We start from the raw sequence: 15,805 nt of genomic DNA, 5'->3' as shown, positions 1-15,805 counted from the left end.
GCATGAAGGCGAAGTACGGGAGATGGACCAGCACGGCACGGGGCAGTCCGAGCTCGTGCGCCGCCTCGAGCCCGGCGACCATCATGCAGTCGACCACCACGACGTCGGGTGCGAAGTCCCTCGCCTCGGCGAGAATGTCCTGGCGCGTTTCCGGGCTCTGCAGTGCGCGCCACAGGCGGTCGTCCAGCGCATCCTCGAACGCCAGGTCCGGCGGCCAGGCCGGCACCGACGGATAGGTCGCGAACTCGAGCCCGGCCGCAGCGGCACGCGATGTCATGGAGTCCCAGCCGAGCAGCCTGACCCGGTGTCCCAGATTCGTCAGCCGGGCACCGAGGTTGAGGCCGCACGCTCTCGCTGGCCGACAGAACCCTGTCGTCTGCAGTGACGACATCCGCTGTAATCAGGTTGTCGCACGACAGCCCGTGCTTGCACTGCAGCCAGCCGATACCACCGCCGAGGGCGAGACCGGCCACGCCCGTGGTCGAGATCAGGCCACCTGTCGTGGCGAGTCCCGCGGTCGCGGTAGCGGCATCGAGGTCAGCCCAGGTCGCTCCCGGCTGCACCGTCGCCGTACGCCGGTCGACGTCGACCGAAACACCGCGCATCGGCGACAGATCGATGACCACTCCGCCGTCGCACGTGCTCAGGCCCGCCACACTGTGCCCGCCGGCGCGCACGGCGAGTGGAACCGCCACTTCTCGTGTCAGCGTGACTGCAGCCGCGATGTCCTCCGTGGTGCGGCAGCGCGCAATCAGCGCAGGACGCGCATCGATGCAGCCGGTCCAGATGGCACGAGCGGAGTCATAGTCGTGATGCCGGGCTGCACGACGGTGCCCGCGAATCCCGATGCGAATGAATGGGCGCCGCGATGTCACACCCACCGGTGATGCAGCGTCGTGGCGACCGCAGCCAGCGGACGGATGTCCTCCGACGTCAGGTCCTCGAAGAGGTAGGACCTGCGGAGTCCGGCCGATACGTCGTGGCTCGCGGGCACAGGTGAAGTGTGCCCCAGAAGGCTTTTCGGCGACGCCGTCATGCCCCATCGTGCAATGGGATTCTCCGGTCGTTCGGGAATCCCCGGCGTATGCTCCGCGTGTCTGCGCCGGCATCTGCGGCGCCCTAGCGCGAAGAAATGGCGTGACCATGGGCGGCTGGACGTTTCAGGATCTCTCCACTCTTCCCGGCCGGACTCTCGCGCGCGGGACTCCCAGCTCGTATTTGTTCCCGGCGCAAAATACGCGCCACCTCATTCATCTCGGATACTCGCCGACGGGTGGCGGGACGAACCAGGCTCTCGACGAATGGTTCAGCGGCAGCGACGATGTCTGGGACGCGATCGGACTCATGATCGGGTCCGACGCGCCGCCGGCCCGGTCCAACCCGTACGGATACGTCTACACCAGTGAAAACACGCAGCACATCGTGTACGAGTCGTCGGCCGATTTCGGCCGCATCCATGAACTGTATTGGGACGACGACGGCTGGCACCCCAACGATCTGATGAACACCCCGGGCGCGGTTCTCGCCTCGAGTGTCCCGCGTGGTTACGACTTCGAGCCCGGGTTCCAGAGCAACCAGCACGTCATCTACACCGGCATCGACGGCCATGTGCACGAGCTCGCCCGTTCGCGCGGCTCGTGGAACCACTTCGACCTCACGCTCGACACGACCGGCGCGCCACCCGCGGTCGCCGAGCCGTTCGGCTACCCGTTCAACACCCAGGGCACCCAGCACGTCATCTACCGCGGCGGCACAGGATCGATCAACGAGCTGTGGTGGGACACGTCGGGCTGGCACTACGAGCCGCTCTCCGAGCAGACCGGTGCGCCGGCGGCCGGGAGTGAGCCGGTGGGCTACGTCTTCCTCGCGCAGGGCACCCAGCACATCGATTACATCGGGACAAATGGGCACGTGTACGAGCTCTGGTGGAACCCGACGGGATGGCATGTCGAGGATCTGACCGTGCACACCGGTACGGCGAACGCCATTCCCACCGGAGCGGTCGCCGCGTATCCCTTCGAGCCGGGTCCCGGCGTGCCGGACCCGACGCAGCACGTGCTCTATCGGGGGACCGATTCGCACATCCACGAACTGTGGTGGGACTCCAGCGGATGGCATCACCACGACCTGAACGGGGTCGCTGGCCTTCCGCTCGCAGGGGGCGATCCGACCGGATTCGCCAATTCGACCGACGGCACGCAGCATGTCTTCTTCGTGTCCGAGGACCACCATCTCATCGCGCTGAAGTGGGCCGCCTGACCCGGCCAGCCGGCCCTGCTCGATTGACGTTTTCGAACATGTGTTCGATACTTCGAAGGTGTCCCGCACCACTGAGCATGCGCCGCTCGAGCCCGACCAGAGCACGGCCCGCATGTTGCGCCCCGTTCCCGCGGTGCCGGACACCCGCAGCCACAAGCCGTCCCCGGGGTCCCTATCGCCGGGGTCCCTGTCGCGGGCGGTCACCCGGGCGGGCCATCCGGCCGTCGGCGCGCCGGCCACGCGGCGACTGTTGCCGGTACTGCCCGCCCTCGCGACCCTGTTGCCGGAAGGTGGGCTGCGCGCGGGCACCACGGTGACGATCGAGAAGTCGACCGCGCTCGCGCTGGCGTTGCTGGCCGGCCCGTCCCAGGCGGGTGGCTGGTGCGCCGTGGTCGGCGTACCGACTCTCGGCGCCCGGGCCATCGCCGAGGCGGGGGTCGCGCTGGAGCGGCTCGCGCTCGTCCCCTCCCCCGGATCGCAGTGGGCCGCGGTGGTCGCCGCGCTGCTCGACGGGATGGACGTGGTCGTCGTGCGCCCGCCGGCGCGGGTCAGCGGTGGGGAGGCCCGGCGGCTGGCGGCGCGGGCCCGCGAGCGGGGCACCGTGTTGGTGTCGCTCGGTTCCTGGGAAGGTGCCGACGCCCGACTGTCCGCCGCCGGTAGCCGGTGGAGCGGATTGGCTGGTGGCACGGGTCGGCTGCGGGCCCGCCGGCTGGTGGTCCACGCACGGGGCCGCGGTGCCGCCACCCGGCCGCGGCAGACCGAGTTGTGGCTGCCGGCGTGGAACGGCGGTGTGGCTCCCGCCCCGACCCCGATCGACGGGTCTGCCGACGGACCGGCCGAGTTGCACGTCGCGGCGGTGTGACATGAGCGAATACGCCGTCCGCATGATCGTGGTGTGGTGTCCCGACTGGCCGGTGCTCTCCGCCGTCCTCGCCGGAGAGGTGGCCGACGACGTTCCGGCCGCGGTGCTGGCCGGCGGTCAGGTGCTGGCCTGCTCGGCGGGTGCCCGCGCGGAGGGGGTACGTCGTGGCCTGCGTCGCCGGGAGGCGCAGAGCCGGTGTCCCGAGTTGGCGGTGCTGGTGCACGACCCGGATCGGGATGCCCGGTCCTTCGAGCCGGTGGTCGCCGTGGTCGAGGAGTCCTGCCCCGGCGTCGAGGTGCTGCGGCCCGGGGTGGTTGCGGTGTCCGCACGAGGTCCGGCCCGCTACTACGGCGGTGACGCCGCGGTGGCCGAGCACCTCGCCGGTCGGCTGGCGCAGACGTGCGGCGTCCCGGTGCGGATCGGGGTCGCCGACGGCGTACTCGCGGCGACGTTGGCGGCACGTAGCGCCGCGGGAGAGACGGCGGTGACGGTCGTGCCACCGGGTGGGTCGCCGGGCTTCCTCGCCGGGCAGCCGGTGGAGATGCTGGATCGGCCCGAGCTCACCGACCTGCTGCGCCGCCTCGGGATCACCACCTTGGGTGCGTTCGCCGCGCTGTCGACCCGCGATGTGGGAAACAGGTTCGGTGCGGACGGGGGGCTCGCCCACCGGTTGGCCCGCGGACAGGACGCCCGGCCGCTGGCCGCCCGCAGGCCCCCGCCCGATCTGGTCGCCGCCACCGCTTTCGACCCTCCGGTGGAGCGGGTGGACACCGCGGCGTTCGCCGCGAAGGCGCTCGCCGGGCAGTTTCACGACCGACTCACCTCCCGCGGGTTGGGGTGTCTGCGGCTGCGCATCACCGCCCGCACCGAGCACGGGGAGGAGCTGACCCGATGCTGGCGGCATGAGGGCGCCCTGTCCGCCGCTGCGATCGCCGACCGGGTGCGCTGGCAGTTGGGCGGCTGGCTGACCGACTCGACCGCGCGACCCAGATCGGTCGCCGGGCCGACAGCGGGCATCGTCGAGCTGTCTCTGCTCCCCGAGCAGGTGCTGCCCCACGCCGGTCAACAACTCGGTCTGTGGGGCGGGACCGGGGAGTCCGGTGAGCGCGCCGACCGGTCGCTGACCCATGTCCAGGGTCTGCTCGGGCCGGACGCGGTGCTGACCGCGGTCATCGCCGGAGGTCGGGGGGCCGGCGAGCAGATGCAGCTGGTGCCGTGGGGTGAGCCGCGCCGGGCCGACCAGGATCCGGTCCAACCCTGGCCCGGCCGGCTGCCGGCACCGTCGCCGGCCACCGTGCTGGCCCGGCCTCAGCCGGTCACCGTCGTCGACGCCGCCGGCGCTCCGGTCGGCATCACCGGCCGCTGCGTGGTCACCCGGCCCCCCGCCCGGCTGGTGCCGGAGGGGGCGGCGCCGGCATCGGTCCATGACGTCGTCGCGTGGGCCGGCCCGTGGCCGGTCGACGAACGGTGGTGGGACCGCACCGGCCGCCGGCACGCCCGGTTCCAGATGGTGACCGCCGACGGCACCGCCCGACTGCTCACGGTCGAGCGCAGCCGCTGGTGGATCGAAGCGGTGTACGACTGATGGGCCACTACTAATGGGCCACGACTGATGGGCCACGACTAATGGGGTGGCAGAATCCGCCGATCCCGTGGTCGGAGCTCGAACGCCGGCTCTCCGGCCGTCCCCGGCCCGAGTCCCCCGGTGACGGCGGCGACAGCCCCGCGTGGTCGCGGGTCCGCGAGCCCTACGTCCCGCCCGTCCCGTCCGGATCTGCCGCTGCCGGGCGTAACCCGGGTCCGCCCTACGCCGAGCTGCACGCCCACTCCAACTTCAGTTTCCTCGACGGCGCCAGCCACCCCGAGGAGATGGCCGAGACCGCCGCCGAGCTCGGCCTGCAGGCGCTCGCCCTCACCGACCACGACGGGTTGTACGGCGTGGTCCGGTTCGCCGAAGCCGCCGCGGGAGTGGGGCTGTCGACAGTGTTCGGAGCCGAGCTGTCCCTGGGCCTGTCCCAGCCGCAGAACGGCGTCGCCGACCCCGAGGGCGACCACCTCGTCGTCCTCGCCCGCGACCCGGAGGGCTACCACCGGCTGGCAGCCGCGATCAGCATCGGGCAGCGGGCCGGTGGGGAGAAGGGAAAGCCGGTCTACGACCTCGCCGAGCTCGCGGCCGGTTCCGCGGGGCACTGGCAGGTGCTCACCGGCTGCCGGAAGGGGATCGTCCCGGCCGCGTTGGCCCGGGGCGGGGCCGATGCCGCGACCCGTGCGCTCGACCGGCTGATCGCGGAGTTCGGCCGCGACCACATCGCCGTCGAGGTGTGGGATCACGGCACCCCCGAGGACACCGAGCGGGCCGACGCGCTGGCCGAGCTGGCGCACCGGGCCGGTGTGGACGTCGTCGCCACCACCAACGCGCACTACGCGACCCCCTCGCGGGGCCGACTGGCCGCGGCATTGGCGGCGGTGCGGGCCCGCCGCAGCCTGGAGGAGATGGACGGCTGGCTGCCGGCGGCCGGGGCGACCTACCTGCGTTCCGGGGCGGAGATGGCGGCCCGCTTCACCCGGCTCCCGGGTGCGGTGGCCCGGGCGGCAGCGCTGGGCAGGGAATGCGCGTTCGACCTGCGGCTGGTCGCTCCCCGGCTGCCCGACTTCCCGGTGCCGCCCGGCCACACCGAGGCAAGCTGGCTCGCCGAGCTCACCTGGCAGGGCGCCGCGGTGCGCTACGGGCCCCGCGACGACGAGCGGATCCCCGGGGCCTACGCCCAGCTCGATCACGAGCTGGCCACGATCGAGCGGCTCGGGTTCCCCGGATACTTCCTCGTCGTCCACGACATCGTGCAGTTCGCTCAGCGCGAGGGCATCCTCTGCCAGGGCCGCGGATCCGCCGCCAACTCCGCGGTGTGTTTCGCCCTCGGCATCACCTGCGTCGACGCGGTGCGCTACCACCTGCTCTTCGAGCGGTTCCTCGCCCCCGAGCGGGACGGCCCGCCCGACATCGACCTCGACATCGCGTCGGGGCGGCGCGAGGAGGTGATCCAATACGTCTACCAGCGCTACGGGCGGGACAACGCCGCGCAGGTGGCCGACGTCATCACCTACCGACCCCGGTCGGCGGTCCGCGACATGGCCAAGGCGCTGGGCTACTCCCCCGGCCAGCAGGACGCCTGGTCCAAGCAGATCGAAGGGTGGGGGCACGCCCTCCCCGCGATCGGCGACGACTCCGCGGGTCCCGACCACGACATCCCGCCCGACGTGGTCGCGTTGGCCGAGCAACTGCAGGGCTTCCCCCGCCATCTCGGTCTGCATTCCGGCGGCATGGTCATCTGCGACCGCCCGGTGATCGAGGTGTGCCCGGTGGAGTGGGCCCGGATGCCCGGTCGCAGCGTGCTGCAGTGGGACAAGGACGACTGCGCGGCCACCGGGCTGGTGAAGTTCGACCTGCTCGGGCTCGGCATGCTCTCGGCGCTGCAAGGCACCCTCGAACTCATCCGCGAACACCACGGCGTCGAGGTCGACCTCGCCATGCTGCCGCCCGACGACGAAGCCGTGTTCGCCATGATCTGCGCCGCGGACACGGTCGGGGTGTTCCAGATCGAGAGCCGGGCGCAGATGGCCACCCTGCCCCGGCTGAAGCCACGGGAGTTCTACGACCTCGTGGTAGAGGTGGCGCTGATCCGCCCCGGCCCCATCCAGGGCGGGTCGGTACATCCCTACATCCGCCGCCGCAATGGACAGGAGGACCCGAAATACGCCCATCCGCTGATGGAGCGGTCGCTGTCGAAGACTCTCGGCGTACCGCTGTTCCAGGAGCAGCTGATGGAGCTGGCGATCGACGTGGCCGGCTGCTCGCCCGACGAGGCCGATCTGATTCGCCGCGCCATGGGGTCACGGCGCTCGACGGAGCGGATGGAGAAGCTGCGGGCCCGGCTCTACGACGGAATGGCGGCCAACGGCATCACCGGCGCGGTGGCCGACGAGATCTTCGACAAGCTGGCGGCGTTCGCCAACTTCGGATTCGCCGAGAGCCACGCGATCAGCTTCGCCTACATCGTCTACTCCAGTTGCTGGCTCAAGCGCTACTACCCGGCGGCGTTCTACGCCGCGCTGCTCAACGCCCAGCCGATGGGCTTCTACTCCCCGCAGTCGCTGGTCGCCGACGCCCGCCGGCACGGGCTGTCCGTGCGCGGGCCCGACATCAACGCCTCCGCGGCGCTCGCGACGCTGGAGCCGGGTACGCCGCTTCCGCCCGACGCGGGTCCCACTCCGCTGGGGCGGGCGGGTGAGTGCGAACCGGTGATCCGGCTGGGGCTGTCGTCGGTGCGCCATCTCGGCGAGGAGGTCGCGGAGCGGATCGCCGACGGGCGGCCCTACGCCGACATGGCCGACCTGGTCCGCCGTACCGCACTGACCACGCCGCAGGTCGAGGCGCTGGCGACGGCGGGAGCGTTCGGCTCGTTCGGGTTGGACCGCCGGCGGGCGTTGTGGGCCGCGGGGATGGTGGCCACCGAGCGACCCGATCGGCTGGCCGGGCTGGGGATCGGCGCCGATCCGCCGACGCTGCCCACGATGACACCGCCGGAGACCACGCTGGCCGACCTGTGGGCGACCAGCATCTCCCCGGACAGCTACCCCACCCAGTACGTCCGGGATCGGCTCGAGGAGATGGGCGTCGTACCCGCCGGCCGGCTGCGCGACGTCCCGCACGGGGATCGGGTGCTGGTCGGCGGGGTGGTGACCCATCGCCAGCGACCGTCGACCGCCGGCGGGACGACGTTCCTCAACCTCGAGGACGAAACCGGGCTGGTCAACGTCATCTGTGGCCAGGGCGTGTGGCGTCGGCACCGACGGGTGGCTCGCGAATCCAGCGCGCTGCTGATCCGTGGTCGACTCGAAAAGGTCGAGGGGGTGATCAACGTCGTCGCGGAGCGGATCACGCGACTCCCGCTCACTGCAGCGACCCGCTCCCGCGACTTCCGCTGACACCGCCGACAGGTCGTCTCCTGCAGTCGCCCACGCCGCGGTCTCATATCGCTTACGCTGCACGGCACCGGTTCTTCCGCCCGGCATGCCGTCGCCGCAAGGAGGATCACGTGAGCGATCCTGCCGTTGTCGTACCCGCGCTGACCGACGCCGACTTCCAGCGGCTGCTGAAGTTTCGCATGACCCTGCGCCGCTTCGAGCGCTGGAGCGACGAGCAGGTCGCCGCGCAGGGACTCACCCCGGCCTGGCATCAGCTGATGCTCGCCGTACGCGGGCATCAGGACCCGGACGGTCCTACGATCGGCGACATTGCCGACGCCCTGCTCGTCCGGCCCCACAGTGCCGTTGAGCTGTGCAACCGGGTGCAGCGCGCCGGGTTCATCACCCGCAACGCCGATCCCCGCGACGGCCGCATCGTCCGAATCCAGCTGACCGACGAGGGCACCCGCGCCGTGGAGTCACTGTCGCGGTTGCACCTCGAACAACTCCGCCTCTTCGCCCGGACGCTCGACCAGGTGATGGCCGGTTCGGCGTCCTCCCCACCCGAGTGACCGACCGTTAGGGTCGGCCCATGACACTGGCGCGGTTCAAAGATCTGTGCGTGGACGCGACCGATCCCGCGGTGCTCGGCGGCTTCTGGGCGGCGGCGCTCGGACTCGCCGCCGAGCAGCTCGTCGGAGGCACCATCCGGCTGACCGGACCGACACCGCAGCACACCATCTGGATCAACCGGGTGCCCGAGCCGCGGACGGTCAAGCAGCGGATGCACCTCGACGTGCACACCGGATCCGTGGCCGACCTCGAGGCGCTCGGGGCCCGGATCATCGCACCGCTCGACGGCTGGACGGTCATGGCCGACCCCGAGGGCGGCGAGTTCTGCGCATTCACCCGCGCCGCGGTGCCGGACTACCGGCTGTACGAAGTGAACATCGACGCCCACGACGCCCGCGCGCAGGCGCAGTGGTGGGCCGGCCTGCTCGGCGCGAAGGTCGGGCACGATGACGGCGAGCCGTGGTGGTCGGTCGAGGGCATCGACCAGGCGCCGTTCGAGAGCATCGTCTTCGATGCGGTCCCCGAGCCGAAGACGGTCAAGAACCGCATCCACCCCGACGTCCTGGCCGACGCTCTGCCGCCGCTGCTCGACTACGGCGCCACCGTGATCCGCCCGCGCGACGACGAGATCGAATGGCACGTCGCGGCCGATCCCGAGGGCAACGAGTTCTGCGTCTTCCTCGACTGACCGGGCGCCACCCGCCGCACCGAGTCGCTCAGCCCGCCGATAGGGCGAGGAACCGGCGTACCGCCGCGCCGATGCCGGCGGCGTCGATCCCGTGGGCGGCGGCGTGGTCGCCCGGCGTGCCGTAGCGGCGGAGTTCGGCGTCCCGCGACACACCCAGGCCGAGCAACCGGTGCGGTACGTCGGGCAGCGCCCGCGCGATCACGTGCGCCGACGTTCCGGCCAGATAGGGCTCGACGAGCACGATCGCCGGTTCGGCGCCGGTCGCGGCCGCGCGTAACCCGGCCGCATCGAACGGCCGGATCGTGGCGGCGTAGAGCACCGTGACGTCGAGACCGGCAGTGGCGGCGAGCGTCGCCGAGAGCATGGGTCCGACGGCGAGGACGACGCCGTGCCCGCCACGCCGCACGACCCGGAGGCGCCCGTCGGCAGTGGCGAACGGTTCGTCGTTGGTCTCGGTCGAGAGCCGCACGTAGACCCGGCCGCGGGCACGGACCGCATCGGTGAGCAGCGCGGCGGCCTCAACAGGGTGGCCGGGCACGTGCACGGTCCACCCGGGAAGCGTGTCGAGCAGCGCGACGTCACCGGGAGACTGGTGGGTGCGGCCGGCGGCCGAGACGTCGTAGGAGCCGCCGATGCTGACGAGGACCGCCTCGACGTCCTGGTGGCCGAGATCGAGCTTGACCTGCTCGAAGGCCCGTTCGATGAGAAACGGCGCGTAGCTGTGCGCGATCGGACGCAGGCCGGTCAGCCCCAGACCGCCGGCCACCGAGATCATCAGTGCCTCACGGATCCCGACGTTGATCACGCGCTCGGGGTGCCGCGCGGCGACGCCGGTGAATGCGTCGGCGGAGATCTCGGCGAGCACGAGCGCCAATCTCGGGTCGGCATCGACCTCCTGCGACACGACATCGGCGAACGCATCGCGCATCGTGGCCGGGGTCGTCGCTGCGGTCGTGGTGGTCGCGGTCATCACGCGGTCTCCTTCTTCTCGACGACGGCGACCACGGCGAGCGGGTGGCCGTCGTGGGGGGTGGCGAACGCCCTTTCCAGTTTGTCGTGGTCGCGGCCGTCCACTGTGGACGTCTCCCAGCCTTCGACGGCGAACCGTCGGGCGATCCCGTCCGGCCAGCCATATGTCGCCGACGAGTTGTCGACCGCGACGACCGTGAGACGGTCCAGCCCGAGGCGTGCCGCCATGACGATCGCCTCCTGATTGGTCCCTTCGTCGAGCTCGGCGTCACCGACGAGGACGACGACCCGCGGTCGGGTGCGGCCTTGCGCGCGGAGCCCCAGTGCGACGCCGATGGCGAGCGGTAGGCCGTGCCCGAGCGATCCGGAGGAGATCTCGACACCGTTCAGGAGGTTCCGGTCCGGATGCCTGCCCAGCCGCGAGTCGACGCCGCCCCAGCCCTCGAGCTGGTCCGGGTCGATGAAACCGCGCGCGGCCAGCACGGCGTAGTAGCTCATCGGCCCGTGACCCTTCGACAGCAGGAACCTGTCGCGGTCCGGGTCGTCGGGCGCGTCGACGGGGATGCGTAACACCCGGTCGTAGAGCACCCACAAGACGTCGAGGGTCGAGTTGGAGGCCGGGTCGTGCTTCTCGTCCCCGGTCATCCGGGCGACCAGATCCGGCAGGTCGGCGTACGTCGCTGTGGTCATGACCACCATGCTGTAACTTCAACCAATGTTGAAGTCAACAGCTGAGGTGGGACGATGCCCGCATTGCCGCATCACCTGACGATCGGGGAGCTTGCCGCGCGCAGCGGTGTCCGGCCGAGTGCGCTGCGGTTCTACGAGCAGGCCGGGTTGGTCTCCGCCGAGCGCACCGCCGGCAATCAGCGTCGCTACGCCCGGTCCACCCTGCGGCGGGTGGCGTTCATCCGGGCGGCGCAGCGGGTCGGGTTGACCCTGGAGGAGATCCGTACGGCGCTGGCGACTCTCCCGGCCGACCGGACCCCGACCCGGGCCGACTGGCGGCGGCTGTCCCGCTCCTGGCAGTCGGAGTTGGAGGCCCGGATCACGACGCTGCAGCGCCTGCGCGACCAGTTGACGAGTTGCATCGGCTGCGGCTGCCTGTCGCTGCGGACCTGCTCGCTCAGCAACACCGACGACGTCCTCGCCGCCCGCGGCGCCGGAGTCACCGCGCTGCTGCCCGATCGGGCATGACCCGTGGATTCGCACCGGGACCGCTGTTCCCGGTGCGTGCGGATGGCTAGTCTGAGCCGACCATGCGACCCGTTCATGTCGTCGCCGGCCTGTGGTTGATCCAGACGGTCACGATCCTCGTCGCGCCGCCCGCCGCCCTGGCGGGAATCGGCCTGGGCTGGGTCCTGATTACCGCCGTCCTGTCGGTGCTCGCGCTGCGTCGGCCGTTGTCCTGGTGGATCGCGACGTGCATGGCGTGGCAGGCGATCGCCACCGTCACCCTCGTCGCCGGGCTCGCCACTGCGCCCGACCTGACCGCCGGGTTCGTGATCGTCGCCGTCTGCCAGGTCGGACTGCTGGTCGGCTCCTGGGTGGCGCTGTCGCCCCACCACGCGATCCGCCGGTAGTGCGGGCGAGGCTCAGCCTGCCGCCGGTACCTGCTCCGCGTCGTCGCCCATGAACGACTGCCATAGCCGGGCGTAGATCCCGTCCTGCGCCAACAGTTCGTCCTGTGACCCGACCTCGACGATCCGCCCGTGGTCGAGTACCACGATCCGGTCGGCCCGGGCGGCGGTGGTGAGCCGGTGCGCGACGACGATCGTCGTACGCCGATGGGCCAGTACGTCGGCCGCGCGGGTGACGGCCGCCTCGGTGGCCAGGTCGAGCGACGCGGTCGCCTCGTCGAGGATGAGGATGTCGGGGTCGACGAGTTGTGCCCGGGCCAGGGCCAGCAGCTGTCGCTGGCCGGCCGAGAGGTGCCGACCACGCTCGCCCACCGAGTGCAGGTAACCGCCGGCGAGCCGGGCGATCATGTCGTGCGCGCCGACCTGACGGGCCGCCGCCTCGACCTCCGCGTCGGTGGCCGCGGGCCGGCCGTAGGCGATCGCGTCGCGCACCGTGCCGGAGAAGAGGTAGGCCTCCTGCGGGACCATCCCCAGCCGGTGCCGGTAACCGGGGAGATCGAGGTCACGTAGATCGTGGCTGTCGACCCGCACGGCGCCCTCGGTCGGGTCGTAGAAGCGGGCCAGCAGCTTGACCACGCTCGACTTGCCTGCGCCCGTCTCTCCCACCAGCGCCACGGTCTCCCCCGGCGCGATCCGCAGCTGGATGTCGGACAGCGCCTCGGTCTCCGCACCGGAGTAGGCGAAGTGCACCCCGTCGAAGAGGATCTCACCGGACAGCTGCTCGACCGGTTGCGGCTCCGCGGGCTGCGGTGTCGACGTCGGGATGCGCAGCAGATCACGGACCCGGCGCAGTCCCACGGCCGCCTGCTGGTAGCCGTCGAAGACCTGGGACAGCTGCTGCACCGGCGAGAAGAACATGTTGACGTAGAGCAGGAACGCGATCAGTGCACCGGCGGACAAGGTGCCGTGGGAAACCCGGGACGCGCCGGCGGCCAGCACCAGCGCGGTCGCCACCTCGCTGAGGAACTCCACGAACGGGAAATAGATGGCGATGTAGCGCTGTGCGCGCAGCCGGGAGACCCGGTAGTCGTCGCTGACCCGTTCGAACTTCGCGTTGTTGTGCCCCTCCCGCCGGAAGGCCTGGGTGACGCGTACGCCGGCGACGTTTTCCTGCAGGTCGGCGTTGACGATTCCGACCTTCTCGCGGGCGTCGGCGTAGGCGACCGAGGACTTGGACCGGAAGATCAGCGTCGCGATGATGAGCACCGGCAGGATCGTCATCACGACCAGCGCCAGGCCGACGTCGAGAATGAACAACGCGATGAGTACGCCGACGAACAACGACAGGCTGACCACCGCAGTCGCCAACCCGGTCTGGATGAACGTCGAGAGCGCGTCGACGTCGGTCGTCATCCGGGTCATGATCCGGCCGCCGAGCTCGCGCTCGTAGAAGTCCAGACCCAGCCGTTGCAGGTGCGCGAAGAGCTTGACCCGCAAGGTGTAGAGCATGCGTTCGCCGGTGCGGCCGGTGACCTGGGTCTGCCACACGCTCACGACCCAGTCGGCCAGCACGACCATCAGCGCGATCACCGACGTCGTGACCAGAGCGCTGCCCACGTGATCGGTGACACCGTTGTCGACGCCGCCACGGATCAGCGCCGGCAGGACGAGCTGCGCGACCGCGTCGAGCGCCACCAGCAGCAGACCGAGCAGCAGACCCCTGCGGAACGGGCGCAGCAGGTGGCCCAGGTTGAAGTCCGGGTCGGGCCGGCGGGCGTCCTCCGCGTCGACTTCGGGACGGTCGGTGGCCGGCCGCAGCGCGGCGACCTGCTCGAGCAGCTCCGGTGTGGCCGGCAGCGAGGCGAACATCCCGCCCGGCCCGCCGCCACCACCACCGCCGCCCCCGCCTCGGCCACGGAGCCCGGGCACCGTCGCGGCCACGGCGAGCGGTACGTCCGCCCGGACCGGGCCTTCGGTGTCGCGCCACAGCGCGGGTGTGACCCCGGCCGGGGCGTCGTCGACGATATCGACGGTCTCCGTCGTTCCGGGCAGCTCACCGGCGTCGATGCCCTCGACGTCGTCCCCGGGTCCGGCGAGCAGGAGGCGGTAGAGCGGGCACCGGACGAGCAGCTCGCTGTGCGTGCCGACGTCGATGATGCGCCCCTCCTCCAGGACGGCGATCCGGTCGGCGAGAGACAGCGTGCTGCGTCGGTGGGCGATCAGCAGCGTGGTGCGGCCCCGCATCACCCGGCGCAAGGTGGCGTGGATCTCGGCCTCGATGCGGGCGTCGACGGCGGAGGTCGCGTCGTCCAGCAGCAGCACCTGCGGGTCAGTCAGCAGCGCGCGGGCCAACGCCACCCGCTGCCGCTGGCCGCCGGAGAGGGTCAGGCCCTGCTCGCCGACGACGGTGTCGTAGCCGGCCGGTAGGTCGCGGATGAAACCGTCCGCCTCGGCGGCCTCCGCGGCCGCGACGACCTGCGCCTCGGTCGCCTCGGGGTGGCCGTAGGCGATGTTGGCGCGCACGCTGTCGGAGAAGAGGAAGCTGTCCTCGAAGACCACGCCGATCCGCGACCGCAGCGACGACATCGTCACGTCGCGGATGTCGTGACCGCCGACCCGCACCGCGCCACGCTGGACGTCGTAGAAGCGCGGCAGGAGCAGCGACACCGTCGACTTGCCCGAGCCGGTGCCGCCGACCAGGGCCAACGTCTCGCCGGGCTCCACCTGCAGGTTGACGCCTTCGAGGACCGGCCGGGACCGCACGTAGCCGAAGGTCACGTCCTCGAGCTGCACCCCCGCCGGGCCCGCGGCCATCTCGATCGCATCCGGTGCGTCGGTCACGGTCGGCTGGGAGTCGATGATCTCGAACACCCGGACCACGCCGGCCCGGGCCTGCTGGCCGACGGTGAGCAGGCCGGCGAGCATCCGCACCGGCGAGACCAGCGAGCTTAGATAGGTCGAGAAGGCGAGGAACGTGCCCAGGGTGATGTTGCCGTGGTAGGCCAACCAGCCGCCCAGCGCCAGTACGCCGACCTGGCCGAGCGCGGGCACCGCCTGCAGTGCCGGATTGAATTTGCTGGTCAGCCGGACCGCACGCATGCGGCCGGCGAACAGACTGCGTGCACTGTCCTCGAGTGTCTCGAGCTCGCGCTGCTCCTGGCCGAAGCCCTTGACGACCCGTACGCCGGTGACCGCCGACTCGACGACACCAGCGACCTCAGCGACCCGCTGCTGGGCGTCCCAGTTGGCCGGGAACAGTTGCTTGCGGCTGCGGTAGGCGACGAACCACAACGCCGGGCCGATGAGCAGCGCCACGACCGTCAGCAGCGGCGACAGCCAGAGCATGATGACGAGAGACAGCAGGAAGAGCAGGATGTTGCCGGACATGATCGGCAACATGCCGAGCAGACCCTGCACGAGGGTGATGTCGGAGATCGCGCGGCTGACGACCTGACCGGTCTGCAGGTCGTCCTGCTTGGCCCCGTCCAGCCGCTGCAACGCCGCGAACACCTCGGTGCGCATGTCGTACTGCACGTCGAGGCTCAACCGGCCACCGAGGTAACGACGGACGTAGCCCGAGCCGAACCGGAGCACACCTGCGGCGAACAAAGCGATCACCCACGGCAGCAGCGGCTCGGTGTGGGTGAGGATCACGTCGTCGACGACCTGCCGGACGATGAGCGGGGTGACGGCGGTCAGCGCCGTACCGAGCAGCGCCCCACCGAAGGCGAGAATGACCAGCCTCCGGTAGCGCATGCAATAGCCGACCAGCCGGCGTAGCCATCCGGCCGCCGGCACTTCGTCCACCGCCCGATCGTCGCCACGGGCCTGCGTCGCCGCCATCATCGTTAGCGATTCTAACCGCACATCGTTAGCAGGTCTAACCTCTTCACCCGTCCGGCCCCGTCGCGG

The 15,805-nt window shown here is 71.1% G+C and carries 13 protein-coding genes; 8 read left to right on the top strand and 5 right to left on the bottom strand.

Annotated features, from left to right (window positions below; genetic code table 11):
• Positions 1 to 277: hypothetical protein (locus VGH85_15125; GenBank protein HEY2175137.1), on the bottom strand; the 277-nt coding region annotated here is incomplete at its 3' end.
• A 594-nt stretch (positions 278 to 871) separates the two neighbouring features.
• On the bottom strand, positions 872 to 994 hold the full coding sequence (locus VGH85_15120) for a hypothetical protein (protein ID HEY2175136.1): 123 nt from the start codon (positions 992 to 994) through the stop codon (positions 872 to 874).
• A 350-nt stretch (positions 995 to 1,344) separates the two neighbouring features.
• Between VGH85_15120 and VGH85_15115 the strand changes: the two genes are divergently transcribed.
• From VGH85_15115 to VGH85_15090, 6 genes are all read left to right on the top strand, one after another.
• Complete coding sequence (locus VGH85_15115) at positions 1,345 to 2,259, top strand: hypothetical protein (protein ID HEY2175135.1); 915 nt, start codon at positions 1,345 to 1,347, stop codon at positions 2,257 to 2,259.
• A gap of 58 nt (positions 2,260 to 2,317) precedes the next feature.
• Complete coding sequence (locus tag VGH85_15110) at positions 2,318 to 3,121, top strand: hypothetical protein (GenBank protein HEY2175134.1); 804 nt, start codon at positions 2,318 to 2,320, stop codon at positions 3,119 to 3,121.
• Between the two features lies 1 nt (position 3,122).
• Positions 3,123 to 4,706, top strand: a complete 1,584-nt coding sequence (locus VGH85_15105) for a DNA polymerase Y family protein (GenBank protein HEY2175133.1) — start codon at positions 3,123 to 3,125, stop codon at positions 4,704 to 4,706.
• A gap of 41 nt (positions 4,707 to 4,747) precedes the next feature.
• Positions 4,748 to 8,104: an error-prone DNA polymerase gene (locus VGH85_15100; protein ID HEY2175132.1), complete on the top strand. Its 3,357-nt coding sequence runs from the start codon at positions 4,748 to 4,750 to the stop codon at positions 8,102 to 8,104.
• Positions 8,105 to 8,214: 110 nt separating this feature from the next.
• Positions 8,215 to 8,655, top strand: a complete 441-nt coding sequence (locus tag VGH85_15095) for a MarR family transcriptional regulator (GenBank protein ID HEY2175131.1) — start codon at positions 8,215 to 8,217, stop codon at positions 8,653 to 8,655.
• Positions 8,656 to 8,675: 20 nt separating this feature from the next.
• Positions 8,676 to 9,344 carry a VOC family protein gene (locus VGH85_15090; protein ID HEY2175130.1) on the top strand — a complete coding sequence of 223 codons (669 nt, stop codon included), beginning with the start codon at positions 8,676 to 8,678 and terminating at the stop codon, positions 9,342 to 9,344.
• 28 nt (positions 9,345 to 9,372) lie between these two features.
• On the opposite strand, the gene VGH85_15085 is transcribed toward VGH85_15090, so the two are convergent.
• Both VGH85_15085 and VGH85_15080 read right to left on the bottom strand, forming a co-directional pair.
• Positions 9,373 to 10,314: a transketolase gene (locus VGH85_15085; protein ID HEY2175129.1), complete on the bottom strand. Its 942-nt coding sequence runs from the start codon at positions 10,312 to 10,314 to the stop codon at positions 9,373 to 9,375.
• Positions 10,314 to 11,003 carry a thiamine pyrophosphate-dependent enzyme gene (locus tag VGH85_15080; GenBank protein ID HEY2175128.1) on the bottom strand — a complete coding sequence of 230 codons (690 nt, stop codon included), beginning with the start codon at positions 11,001 to 11,003 and terminating at the stop codon, positions 10,314 to 10,316. The genes VGH85_15085 and VGH85_15080 overlap by 1 nt, the downstream gene beginning before the upstream one ends.
• Before the next feature lie 54 nt (positions 11,004 to 11,057).
• Between VGH85_15080 and soxR the strand changes: the two genes are divergently transcribed.
• Both soxR and VGH85_15070 read left to right on the top strand, forming a co-directional pair.
• A complete protein-coding gene (gene soxR / locus VGH85_15075; GenBank protein ID HEY2175127.1) occupies positions 11,058 to 11,510 on the top strand; it encodes a redox-sensitive transcriptional activator SoxR in 453 nt (150 codons plus the stop codon).
• Positions 11,511 to 11,572: 62 nt separating this feature from the next.
• On the top strand, positions 11,573 to 11,896 hold the full coding sequence (locus VGH85_15070; protein HEY2175126.1) for a hypothetical protein: 324 nt from the start codon (positions 11,573 to 11,575) through the stop codon (positions 11,894 to 11,896).
• 12 nt (positions 11,897 to 11,908) lie between these two features.
• On the opposite strand, the gene VGH85_15065 is transcribed toward VGH85_15070, so the two are convergent.
• Positions 11,909 to 15,700 (bottom strand): ABC transporter ATP-binding protein, encoded by a 3,792-nt coding sequence (locus VGH85_15065; GenBank protein HEY2175125.1) that lies wholly within the window; start codon positions 15,698 to 15,700, stop codon positions 11,909 to 11,911.
• Positions 15,701 to 15,805: the final 105 nt, after the last annotated feature.

The organism is Mycobacteriales bacterium (assembly GCA_036497565.1).
Lineage (GTDB): Bacteria > Actinomycetota > Actinomycetes > Mycobacteriales > QHCD01 > DASXJE01.
The sequence above is the reverse complement of the archived record's forward strand: the minus strand, read 5'-3'. Positions and strand labels throughout refer to the sequence as shown.